Here is a 10,697-nt window from a genome sequence, read left to right on the forward strand (position 1 = left end):
GGGCGAAGCGCCCCCAGGATCTTCGCTCCATCTGAAATCCCAGGGGCTGCTTTGCAGCCCTTTCGCGACACAAGGCCGCTCCTACAGGGATCGCGTAACCCCTAAATCTCAGACGCGGCGCTCGTGCATCCGCGCCAGTTGGCGCTCCAGCATCGATGGGTACGGCTCCATCAACCGCTCCACGCAGCAGGCGCCTTCAGGGCTGGCGATCGGGCGGATACGCGCGCGCTGGCGCACCAGCGCATCATCGCTGATGCGGCGCTCGACCAGCAGCAGGTTGCGGCTGTGCTGCGACAGGGCCAGGGCGTCCTGGGCCTGCTCGGTCATCAGCAGGTCCGCTTGGTCCATGCCATGCAGGTCGTCGGCCAGCACCAGGCCCAGCTGCAGTTGCAGGGTGATGCCGCTGTCGGCGACCTCGATCTGCAGGGCGTGGCCCAGGGCGCGCAGCAGCTCGCCACAGCAGATGGCGTTGGTCAGGTAGTCCTCGCCGCTGTCGCGGCTGTGGAACAGCAGCAGGGTGCTGCCGTCGTTCAGCGTATGGACTTCACCTTCGTACAGCGATGCGGCTTGATCCAGGCAGTCGCGGTAGCGTTCCAGCAGCTCGGTAAGACGGCTGCGTGGGAGGCGTCGCAGCTGCTCCTGGGAGCCAAGCTGCACGGCCAGCACGGCACTGCTGCGAGGCTCGTCGGATTCGACGGCGAGGGCTTTGGCCGGGGCGCTTTCCTCGTCCATCAGGCCGGCGAAGGCGTCGTCGTCCTCGTCATGCTGCTCCTGCGCGTGCGCAGCCACTTTCGGCCGTGCGGCAGCCTTGGGGATGGGAGCTTCTTCGAAATCGTCCGCCTCGTCCTCTTCTTCAGGTTCCGGTGGCGGTGGCGGAGCCAGGCGGGCGTGCAGCTGGCGCGCCAGGTCACCGATCTCGTCCTGGCGGTCGGTGGCTGGGGTATAGGGGTGCGGGTCGCGCAGCCATACTCGCAGTTGCAGCAGCGGCAAGGAGATGAACCGCCCCAGGCGCAGGCTGAGGGTCAGAGCCAGGGCCAGCAGGATCGCCGCGAGGATGCCCATGCTCTGCAGGCTGATCAGCATCGGCTGCTGGAACTGGTTCATGTCCAGGCTGATGCGCAACTGGCCGGCGGTCACGTCCTGGAAGGTGATCTTGGTCTGGTAAACCCCTTCGGCTTCGCCCAGCAGGCTGTTGCGCGGGCGCTGGCCGGCTTCGGCGAGGATGCGGTTGTCCACGCTGTAGATCGCCGCGTGGGCCACCAGCGGGTTCTTCACCAGGTTGCCCAGCAGCACGTTGAGGCTGAGGATGTCGTTGGACACCAGCAGCTCGGTCGCCGAGGTGGCGGTCTGCGTGGTCAGGCTCTGGCCGACGGCATCGGCCTGCTCGTGCATGGCCTGCTTGAACTGCAGGCCCATCACGCAGGCATAGATCACCAGGGCCAGGGCTACCAGGAAAATGTTGTAGCTGGCGATGCGCAGGGCCAGTGGAATCCGGCGCTGGCTCAGGGCTCGGTAGATCATCAGGAAGAAGTTATCGGATTTTACGGGCGTGGGCCGGTTCACAGAGCGCGGCTCTTCATGGCGAGAAAGTTGCTGCGCAGTATAGCGATCCGTGTTTTGTCGGCAAAGTATCGTTGGCGCCCGATGGTCATGGAAAATCGGTAGAATGCGCATTTTTCATCGAGTTGGAGCCCCGGTCTTGCGCGAAATCGTCCTGATCAACATCACTGGTGAAGACCGTCCAGGTCTCACCGCGGCCATCACCGGCGTCCTGCTCCAGGGCGGTGTGAACATTCTCGACATCGGCCTGGCGGTGATGCACGGTACCCTGTCGTTCGGCATCCTGGTCGACATTCCCGACAACGAAGTGGCCACCGCGCTGCTGCAGAGCGTGCAGTCCAAGGCTCACGAGCTGAACCTGCAGGCGCGCTACACGCCGATCTCCGAAACCGATTATCAGCACTGGGCCGACAGCCAGGGCGAGGCGCGCCATATCGTCACCCTGCTCAGCCGTCGGATCACCCCGGAGCAGTTGCAGCGGGTCAGCGCGATCATCAGCCAGGCCGGCCTGACCATCGAGCGCATCGAGCGCCTGTCGGCCCGCGTGGTGCTGGACGCGCCGAGCGAAAAGGGCAAGTCTGCCCTGGAGATCTCCGTGCGCGGCGAGCCGAGCGATGCCCAGGCCCTGCGCGCGGCGTTCTTCGCGCTGTCCGAGGAACAGAACATCGACATCGCCTTCCAGCGTGACGACCTGTTCCGCCGCAACCGCCGCCTGGCGGTGTTCGACATGGACTCGACGCTGATCGAGGCCGAAGTGATCGATGAGCTGGCCAAGGCCGCCGGTGTCGGCGAGCAGGTGGCGGCGATTACCGAGCGCGCCATGCGCGGCGAACTGGATTTTCGTGCCAGCTTCAAGGAACGCATGGCGCTGCTCAAGGGCCTGGATGTGGGCGTGCTCGACCAGATCGGTGCCTCGCTGCGCCTGACCGAAGGCGCCGAGCATCTGTTCGCCGAGCTCAAGCGCCTGGGTTACAAGACCGCGATCCTGTCTGGCGGTTTCACTTACTTCGCCAAGCAGGTCCAGGCGCGCCTGGGCATCGACTACGTGTTCGCCAACGAACTGGAGGTGGTCGACGGCAAGGTGACCGGCGTGGCCGTCGAGCCTATCGTCGATGCCCAGCGCAAGGCCGAGTTGCTGCAGAAGCTGGCCAATGACGAGGGCCTTCAGCTGGAGCAGACCATCGCGGTCGGTGATGGCGCCAACGACCTGCCGATGCTGTCCCTGGCCGGCCTGGGCGTGGCCTTCCGTGCCAAGCCGCTGGTGCGCCAGTCGGCCAAGCAGGCGATTTCCACCCTGGGGCTTGATGGTGTGTTGTACCTGCTGGGCCTGCGTGACCGCGACGCGCGCGGTTGATCTTGAGCCCTTGGGCCGCGTTGCGGCCCTTTCGCGGCACAAGGCCGCTCCTACAGATGATCGTGTACCCCTGTAGGAGCGGCCTTGCGCCGCGAAAGGAGGGCGAAGCCCTCCCAGCAATCCCAAGGCAAAAAAAGCCCTGCATGATTTGAATCATGCAGGGCTTTTTTATTACCGGGTGGTCAGGCCTGGTTCGGCTGCGCCAGCAGCTCACCCATGCGCACCGCGGAGCCGGCGCCCAGGCTCTCGGCCCACTTCACCTGCTCCGGCCCGAATAGCACGATGGCGGTGGAGCCCAGCTTGAAGCGGCCCAGCTCGGCGCCTTTTTCCAGGTGGATCGGCGCACGGCTGGCTTCGTCGTAGCGGAAGGTCTTCAGCTCGCGCTTCGGCGGCGTGACCAGGCCGGCCCAGACGGTCTCGATCGAGGCGACGATCATCGCGCCGACCAGCACCACGGCCATCGGCCCACGCTCGGTGTCGAACAGACAGACCACACGCTCGTTGCGGGCGAACAGCTCAGGCACGTTTTCCGCGGTGGTCTGGTTGACCGAGAACAGCCGACCCGGCACATAGACCATCTCGCGCAGGGTGCCGGCCAACGGCATGTGCACGCGGTGGTAGTCCTTGGGCGACAGGTAGATGGTGGCGAACTCGCCGCCCATGAACGGTGCGGCCAGGGCCGGATCGCCGCCCAGCAGTTCCAGGGCGCTGTAGCCGTGGCCCTTGGCCTGGAAGATGCGACCGTGCTCGATCGGGCCGAGCTGGCTGACCGCGCCGTCGGCCGGGCAGAGGATCGCGCCGGGTGTTTCGTCCAGCGGGCGGGCGCCAGGCTTGAGGGCGCGAGTGAAGAATGCGTTGAAGTGCTCGTAGGCGCTGAGGTCTTCGACCAGGGCCTCGGACATGTTCACCTGGTAGCGCTTGGCGAACCAGGCGGTGAAGGCATTCTTGAACCAGCGCGCGCGGCACTCGGCGACGCAGCCGGCCAGCCGCGAGAGCAGGTGGTGCGGCAGCAGGTACTGGCTGATGATGAACAAGCGGGATTTCATTGAGCGTCCTTAAACTTCGATGGGCGTATCGGGGTGGTTGCCCCATTCGCCCCAGGAACCGGCATAGCCCTTCACTCGTGGATAGCCTAGGGCCTTGGCCACGAGGTAGGTGAAGCCGGAGCGGTGGTGGGTCTGGCAGTGGGTGATCACTTCCTTGTCCGGGGTGATGCCCAGGTTCTGCAGGACCTCCTTGATATCCTTGCGGATGCGCAGGTGGTCGTTGAGGTCCATGCCGGCGGTCCACTCGAAGTTGATCGCGCCGGGAATATGCCCGCCTTTGGCGGCCAGTACTTTCTCGCCACTGTATTCCAGTGGCCCGCGGGCGTCCCAGATGACCAGGTCGGCGGCGCCCAGGCGGCTTTGCAGGTACTCGCGGGTGGCGGTGGGTTCACCATGCAGCTGCAGGCTCACCGGGCCGCCGGCGACTTCAGGCGTTTCGGTGGACAGCTTGTCCGCCGGCCAGGCCTGGATGCCGCCATTCAAGTAGTGGTAGCCCTTGTGACCGATCACGTCGAGCAGCCAGATGAACCGTCCGGCCCAGCCTCCACCCTCGTCGTCGTAGACCACGTAGACCGCATCGTCGCGGTGACCGAGCTCACCGAACAGTTTCTCCAGGTCGGCACGGGCCGGCAGCAGGCCGGGTGCTGGGGGCTGGCCCAACTGGGTTCGCTTCGGGTCGACGAAACGGGCCCCGGGAATATGCCCACTGCCATAACGGTTGGCGCTGGTCAGGTCGACCAGGATCAGCCTTGGCGAATCCAGGCGCGGCTGCAGGTCCTCGGCTTCGATCACCAGGGGCAGGCCGGAAAAGTCAGTCATCCACGTTCTCCAGGGTGGAAAGAGGGGCGATTGTAGCGCAAGGGTCAGGCATTGCGGGTGGCAAACACGGCCAGGGCGCGCTCCACGCATTGCGCGGTCTTGCCGAACGCCTGCACGCTGACATCGGCCAGTGGTTTGCCGCTCTGGTCGGCCACCGCCAGCATCAGCACCTGGTCGCCTACCGCCAGCGAGCGCAGCAGCAGGTGCTCGCTGCGGAAGAAGGCGCGCAGCGGTGCTGGCAGCAGGGCGCTGAACTGGGCGTGGTTGTCGGGCGTCAGGCGCAGTTGCCCGGCTTTTGCCATCAACTTTTGCAACAATTTGTTCTGTACGACGGGCAATGCCATCGCGGCGGCCTCTCGCGGCAGGCCGGCGGTCTGCTGCACGCGCAGGTAGTCGGTGGCCTTGTCCAGGCTCAGCAGCATGATGCGCTGCATGCCGCAGGCCAGCAGGGCGTCGCGGGCCTGGGTGGCCAGGTGCACGGCGTTGCTGAACGGGCTGGGCTGTACCAGCAACTCCTGGCACAGCGCGCGCCAGCGACCGAGGTCTTCGGTGCTGGGCGGTGGCGGTGTCAGCATGTCTGGGTGCGGTCGGCGCTGGTGCCAGGGCCAGATCAGTGCCTCGGCCGGGTGGAACAGTGCATGCCGTGCATGATGACGGGCACTGGCCGCGGCCTGCTGGTGGACCTGTTGCTGGACGTCGTCCAGGGTGGTCTGCAGGTACAGCGCAGTGAGCAATTGCCAGCGCAGCAGGTGCGGGTTGTCCCAGCCCACCTGGGCGGCCAGGGCCAGGCCGTTGGCCAGCAGCACGGTGTTGGGGGGCTGGTTGAACCAGCGGCGCAGGGCCGGTGCGTCGTCCAGGCGCTGCTGCTGGACCAGCGGGTCCTGTTCACGGGCAATGCTCAATACCTGGGCCAGTTGCTCGCGTTCGTCCATCAGCAGTCGGTAGCCTTGGGTCACCCACTCGGGCAAGCGCCAGTGCTCGGCCACGGCCTGGCACAGTTGCATGAGGCGCACGCCGAACAGTTCCCGTTCGACCTCGGCGGCTTCCTCGCCCTTGTGGATGACCCGCAGCTCCCAGGTGTCCAGCAGCCTGGGGTAGGCCAGGGCCAGCGGCCACAGCGGCGAGAGGAACAGCAGGCTCCCCCAGTGGATTTCCTGCCACAGCCGCGCCAGGCGGTTGGCGAACAGACCGTTGGCCTGCTGGGTGGCGTGCTGGCTGATCAGCAGGAACTGGCGCAGCACCGGTGGGATCTCGTCGGCGGGTATCGACGGCAGGCGCGCCAGCAACTGGCTGGTGCGGGTCAGCCCCAGGCGGTTGAGGGCGATTTCCAGGCTTTCGGCAGGCTCCGCCAGGCTGGCGTTGGCCGGGTGGTTGGCCTCGCGCAGCACACAGAGCACCAGCGCAGGGCTGTCCTGCATCAGTTCGGCGATGTCGCGCAGGGAGCGGCGGCTGTCGTTGATGGCCTGTAGAACACGGTCGTGGCTGTCTTTCGGCACGGGTACTCGAATCCCGTCGAGCAGCTTTACCCAGGCCTCTAGACTCGACGGAACCTGATTTGGCACCTTGGTTTCAATTGGCATATTGACATCAGTCCGAACTGGCTTTTCGCAATGAGTGGCTATAGTCTGGCGCAGTTCTGCCGATAAGTAGAAGAAGAGTTTAAAGGCTCTCGTTCCCTACCCTGACCACGACAGCAAGTGCTTCCAACTTATGGCTAAAATTATCGGCATCATCGTCGTATTCGCGAGCGTGCTCGGCGGCTACGTGCTTTCCCACGGCAAGATCGCGGCACTGATCCAGCCGTTCGAAGTGCTGATCATCGGTGGTGCGGCCTTCGGTGCGTTCCTCCAGGCCAACCCTGGCTACATGACCATGCATGTGGTCAAGAAGTCGCTGAAGATGTTCGGCACCCGCTTCACCCACACCTTCTACCTGGAAGTGCTGGGTCTGGTCTACGAGATCCTCAACAAGAGCCGTCGCGAAGGCATGATGGCCATCGAGGGCGACATCGAGGACGCCGCGGCCAGCCCGATCTTCGCCAAATATCCCGCCGTGCTGAACGACGAGCGCATGACCGCGTTCATCTGCGACTACCTGCGCATCATGTCCACCGGCAACATGGCGCCCCATGAGCTCGAAGGCCTGTTCGACATGGAACTGCTGAGCATGAAGGAAGAGCTGGAGCACCCTTCCCACGCGGTGACCGGCATCGCCGACGGCATGCCCGGGTTCGGTATCGTCGCGGCGGTGCTGGGCATCGTGGTGACCATGGCCTCGCTGGGCGACGGCGACCAGAAATCCATCGGCCTGCACGTGGGTGCGGCACTGGTCGGCACCTTCTTCGGTATTCTTGCCGCCTATGGCTTCTTTGGCCCGCTGGCCAACGCCCTGCGCCATGACGCCAAGGAAGAGCTGAACGTCTACGAGGCCATCAAGGCGTCGCTGGTGGCCTCGGCCTCGGGCATGCCGCCATCGCTGGCGGTGGAGTTCGGTCGCAAGGTGCTGTATCCGAAGCACCGTCCGAGCTTCGCCGAGCTGGAACAAGCAGTACGCGGTCGCTAAGCCATGGAGAACAATCAGCCCATCATCGTCAAGCGCGTCAAGCGCTTTGGCGACGGCCACCATGGCGGGGCCTGGAAGATCGCCTTCGCCGACTTCGCCACGGCGATGATGGCGTTCTTCCTCGTGCTGTGGCTGCTTTCCACCGCCACGCCCGAGCAGAAGATCGCCATCGCCGGCTATTTCAAGGACCCGATCGGTTTCTCCGAGAGCGGCACGCCCTACATCATCGACCTCGGCGGCTCGCCTGAGCTGGCGCCAGAGAAGACCATCAACCCGGAAGTGAAGTCCGAACCGACCCCTGACACCAGCATTCAGCTGGACAAGGACAAGGTCGAGACCATGGCCGAGCAGGTCGAGCGCGAACGCCTGGAGCTGCTGTTGCAGGAACTGCAGAACAAGGTCGAGGAAAACCCGCAGCTGCAGAAGTTCAAGGACCAGATCCTGTTCGAGATCACCCAGGACGGCCTGCGCATCCAGATCATGGACGCCGAGAACCGGCCGATGTTCGACCTCGGCAGCGCGCGCCTGCAGCCGTACTTCGAGGACATCCTGCTGGCCATGGCCGACACCATCAAGGCGGTGCCGAACAAGATCAGCATCAGCGGCCACACCGATGCCAAGCCGTACTCCGGCACTGGCGACTTCGGCAACTGGGAGCTGTCGGCCAACCGCGCCAACGCCGCGCGCCGGGCCCTGGTCGCCGGTGGCTACCCGGACGAGCAGGTGGCGCGGGTGGTCGGTTATGCCTCGTCGTCGCTGTTCGACCGGGCGAATCCGTTCAATCCGGTCAACCGCCGCATCGACATCATCGTCCTGACCAAGAAGGCGCAGCGCACCATCGAAGGTGAGCAAGGTGCGCCGGAGCAGGCGCCGCCGACCGGGGCCACGCCGCCTGCGGGGGGCGTGCCCGGTGCTGGCACGGCGCCGGCCGATACGCCGATGCAGCCGCGCGAGCTGCGCCAGAAGCTGAATATCTTCGAGGATGGCGTGCTGAAGATGGACGAGGCCAAGGACCAGTAAGCGCCAGGGGCCGCCCCGCGGCCCTTTCGCCGGGCCTATGGCCGCTGGCTTGCCGGCGAAAGGCATTCAGAAGCCCCGTCGGATCTTGGCCTTGAGGTCGGCGTGGAAGAAGTCGGCGTTGTCCCTGTCCGATACCGTCCCGCGTCTGCTCATCGAGGCCATGGCCCGGCCAAAGGTCTGCTCGTCATGATAGGCCCGCACGAACAGGTCGATATGCTCACGCTTGCTCATCGTCGGCCATTTGCCCAGGTATCCCGGCAATTCGCCGGGGCCTGCGTGATAGAAACTCACCCGTCGATGCGCCATGGCCGCGGCCCCCAGCAGCCAGGCGGTCCACCAGTCGTCGCCATGGTTGCGTGGCAGTATCCCGACCCAGTGGGTGGCGTCGGTCATCTGCTGGCAGAAGCTGCCGTGCAGGTCGTCGAAGGTCTGTCCTTCGTCGTCGAAGCGCACCAGTTGCGTGGGAATGCCCTCGAGCAGCAGACGCTCGTTGAGAATGAAGGCGTCGAGTCGCTCGTCGTGGCGGTAACTGATGAAAACCGGCATGTGCATTGTCCTCCCTGATCCTCGCCGGCAGGACCTGCCAGGCTGAAGCACGACCTTCGAGGAAAGCCGAGGGTGGGGCAATGGGCGACCGAAAAACCAGATGGTTCCTACTTGAGCGGGTTAGGTATTCCTACAGCCATATCTGGTCAATAGGTGTCTTCCGGCAGGCTGGCGATGATCGAGCGATAGCTGTTCATCCGCTGCTGGGTGACGCTGCCATCTTCCAGCGCCTTGAGCAATGCGCAGCCGGGCTCGCGGTCGTGCTTGCAGTCGCGGAAGCGGCAGTTGCCGATCAGCTCGCGAAACTCGATGAAACCGTCTTCGACATCGTCGCGGCTGACATGGACCAGGCCGAACTCGCGAATGCCCGGCGAGTCGATCAGGTCGCCGCCATTGGGGAAGTGGTACAGGCGGGCGGTGGTGGTGGTGTGCGTGCCCTGGCCAGACCATTCCGACAGGCCGCCGACGCGGGTGTCTGCCTCCGGCAACAGGCTGTTGACCAGCGAGGACTTGCCCACGCCCGACTGGCCAACGAACACGCTGATATGGCCATCGAGCGTCTGCTGCAGACGTTGCATGCCATCGCCGTGGTGGGCGGATACTTCCAGCAGTGGATAACCCAGGCCGCGGTACACCTCCAGCATCGCCTGGAGGGTCGGGCCATTCTCGTCATCGATCAGGTCGGCCTTGTTCAGCAACAGCAGCGGTCGGATGCCGGCATGCTCGGCGGCGACCAGGTAGCGGTCGATCAGGTTGGGGTGCGGTTCGGGGGCAGGGGCGAAGACGATGACGATCAGATCGACGTTGGCCGCCACCGGCTTGAGCTGGCCGTGGTTATTCGGGCGGCACAGCTCGGTGCTGCGCGGCATCTGCGCGACGATCACGCCGATCCCCTGGTTGCCGGCGCGCCAGACCACTCGATCGCCGGTGACCAGGGCCGGCAGGTTGGCCCGCAAGTGGCAGCGGAACACCTGGCCGGCCACCTCGCCGTCCTGGGCTTCGACTTCGACCTGAACGCCGAAGTGGGCGATCACCAGGCCCAGTTGTTCCGGCCCCAGGTCGCCGCCCTCCAGCTCTTGCAGGACGTGCTGCTCGCGTTTGGCGGCGCGGGCGGCGCGTTCGCCCTGGATCTTTTCGATGCGCCAGTTCTGGCGGCGGTTGAGCTGGCGTTTGGCCATGAGGGTTCCGTGTCGGCGGGGCAGAAGGAAAACGGCGGGCAGTTTAGCACGGCGCGCCCACGAGCCGCCCCGCTAGGCTAATATGACGGGCTATTCGAGGAGCCTTTTCATGCAGAACCCACAGAACCTGATCTGGATCGATCTGGAAATGACCGGCCTGGATCCGGACAACGACGTCATCATCGAGATGGCCACCATCGTCACCGACAGCGAGCTGAACACTCTGGCCGAAGGCCCGGTGATCGCTATTCATCACAGCGACGAGGTGCTGGCGCGGATGGACGAGTGGAACACTCGCACCCACGGCGCCTCGGGCCTGACCCAGCGCGTGCGCGAGAGCAAGGTGAGCATGGCCGAGGCCGAGGCGCAGACCATCGCTTTCCTCGAGCAGTGGGTGCCGAAGGGCAAGTCGCCGATCTGTGGCAACAGCATCTGCCAGGATCGCCGTTTCCTCTATCGCCATATGCGCGAGCTGGAAAACTATTTCCACTATCGCAACCTCGATGTCTCGACCCTCAAGGAGCTGGCTGCACGCTGGGCGCCGGACGTGCGTGACAGTTTCAAGAAGGGCAGCACCCACCTGGCCCTGGACGACATCCGCGAGTCGATTGG

Annotated in this window: 10 protein-coding genes; 4 read left to right on the forward strand and 6 right to left on the reverse strand. The window is 65.0% G+C overall.

Translation table 11 applies throughout. The features are described from left to right. Positions 1 to 108: 108 nt before the first annotated feature. Complete coding sequence (locus N5D48_RS24450; RefSeq protein ID WP_279888600.1) at positions 109 to 1,563, reverse strand: histidine kinase; 1,455 nt, start codon at positions 1,561 to 1,563, stop codon at positions 109 to 111. A gap of 136 nt (positions 1,564 to 1,699) precedes the next feature. Between N5D48_RS24450 and serB the strand changes: the two genes are divergently transcribed. Continuing rightward, complete coding sequence (gene serB / locus N5D48_RS24455; protein WP_279888602.1) at positions 1,700 to 2,914, forward strand: phosphoserine phosphatase SerB; 1,215 nt, start codon at positions 1,700 to 1,702, stop codon at positions 2,912 to 2,914. A gap of 182 nt (positions 2,915 to 3,096) precedes the next feature. On the opposite strand, the gene asd is transcribed toward serB, so the two are convergent. Genes asd through N5D48_RS24470 form a run of 3 tightly spaced genes read right to left on the reverse strand, consistent with a single transcriptional unit; the run spans position 3,097 to position 6,359 of the window. Further along, on the reverse strand, positions 3,097 to 3,960 hold the full coding sequence (gene asd / locus N5D48_RS24460; RefSeq protein ID WP_232856319.1) for an archaetidylserine decarboxylase: 864 nt from the start codon (positions 3,958 to 3,960) through the stop codon (positions 3,097 to 3,099). Between the two features lie 9 nt (positions 3,961 to 3,969). Further along, on the reverse strand, positions 3,970 to 4,779 hold the full coding sequence (locus N5D48_RS24465) for a rhodanese-like domain-containing protein (protein WP_279888605.1): 810 nt from the start codon (positions 4,777 to 4,779) through the stop codon (positions 3,970 to 3,972). 44 nt (positions 4,780 to 4,823) lie between these two features. Continuing rightward, complete coding sequence (locus tag N5D48_RS24470; protein WP_279888606.1) at positions 4,824 to 6,359, reverse strand: HDOD domain-containing protein; 1,536 nt, start codon at positions 6,357 to 6,359, stop codon at positions 4,824 to 4,826. A 130-nt stretch (positions 6,360 to 6,489) separates the two neighbouring features. On the opposite strand from N5D48_RS24470, the gene motA reads away from it, so the two are divergent. Both motA and motB read left to right on the forward strand, forming a co-directional pair. Further along, entirely contained in the window at positions 6,490 to 7,341 is an 852-nt protein-coding gene (motA, locus tag N5D48_RS24475) for a flagellar motor stator protein MotA (RefSeq protein ID WP_279888608.1), read from the forward strand. A gap of 3 nt (positions 7,342 to 7,344) precedes the next feature. Then, the gene (gene motB / locus N5D48_RS24480) at positions 7,345 to 8,361 is read left to right on the forward strand and encodes a flagellar motor protein MotB (protein WP_279888610.1); all 1,017 of its coding nucleotides are present in this window, start codon (positions 7,345 to 7,347) and stop codon (positions 8,359 to 8,361) included. A 66-nt stretch (positions 8,362 to 8,427) separates the two neighbouring features. On the opposite strand, the gene N5D48_RS24485 is transcribed toward motB, so the two are convergent. Next, positions 8,428 to 8,907, reverse strand: coding sequence for a molecular chaperone Tir (locus N5D48_RS24485; RefSeq protein WP_279888611.1), 480 nt, complete (start codon positions 8,905 to 8,907; stop codon positions 8,428 to 8,430). Between the two features lie 146 nt (positions 8,908 to 9,053). Then, entirely contained in the window at positions 9,054 to 10,085 is a 1,032-nt protein-coding gene (gene rsgA, locus N5D48_RS24490; RefSeq protein ID WP_279888612.1) for a small ribosomal subunit biogenesis GTPase RsgA, read from the reverse strand. A 109-nt stretch (positions 10,086 to 10,194) separates the two neighbouring features. Between rsgA and orn the strand changes: the two genes are divergently transcribed. Then, a partial coding sequence (gene orn / locus N5D48_RS24495; protein WP_279888613.1) for an oligoribonuclease occupies positions 10,195 to 10,697 on the forward strand: 503 nt, incomplete at its 3' end.

The sequence above is a fragment of the Pseudomonas sp. GD03858 genome, from assembly GCF_029840925.1.
Classification (GTDB): Bacteria; Pseudomonadota; Gammaproteobacteria; order Pseudomonadales; family Pseudomonadaceae; genus Aquipseudomonas.

What these genes read in the sequence shown, in the direction of transcription:
- asd (WP_232856319.1), bottom strand. Translation starts at nt 3,960, where the DNA reads ATGAAATCCCGCTTGTTCATCATCAGCCAGTACCTGCTGCCGCACCAC.
- N5D48_RS24465 (WP_279888605.1), bottom strand. Translation starts at nt 4,779, where the DNA reads ATGACTGACTTTTCCGGCCTGCCCCTGGTGATCGAAGCCGAGGACCTG.
- N5D48_RS24470 (WP_279888606.1), bottom strand. Translation starts at nt 6,359, where the DNA reads ATGCCAATTGAAACCAAGGTGCCAAATCAGGTTCCGTCGAGTCTAGAG.
- motA (WP_279888608.1), top strand. Translation starts at nt 6,490, where the DNA reads ATGGCTAAAATTATCGGCATCATCGTCGTATTCGCGAGCGTGCTCGGC.
- motB (WP_279888610.1), top strand. Translation starts at nt 7,345, where the DNA reads ATGGAGAACAATCAGCCCATCATCGTCAAGCGCGTCAAGCGCTTTGGC.
- N5D48_RS24485 (WP_279888611.1), bottom strand. Translation starts at nt 8,907, where the DNA reads ATGCCGGTTTTCATCAGTTACCGCCACGACGAGCGACTCGACGCCTTC.
- rsgA (WP_279888612.1), bottom strand. Translation starts at nt 10,085, where the DNA reads ATGGCCAAACGCCAGCTCAACCGCCGCCAGAACTGGCGCATCGAAAAG.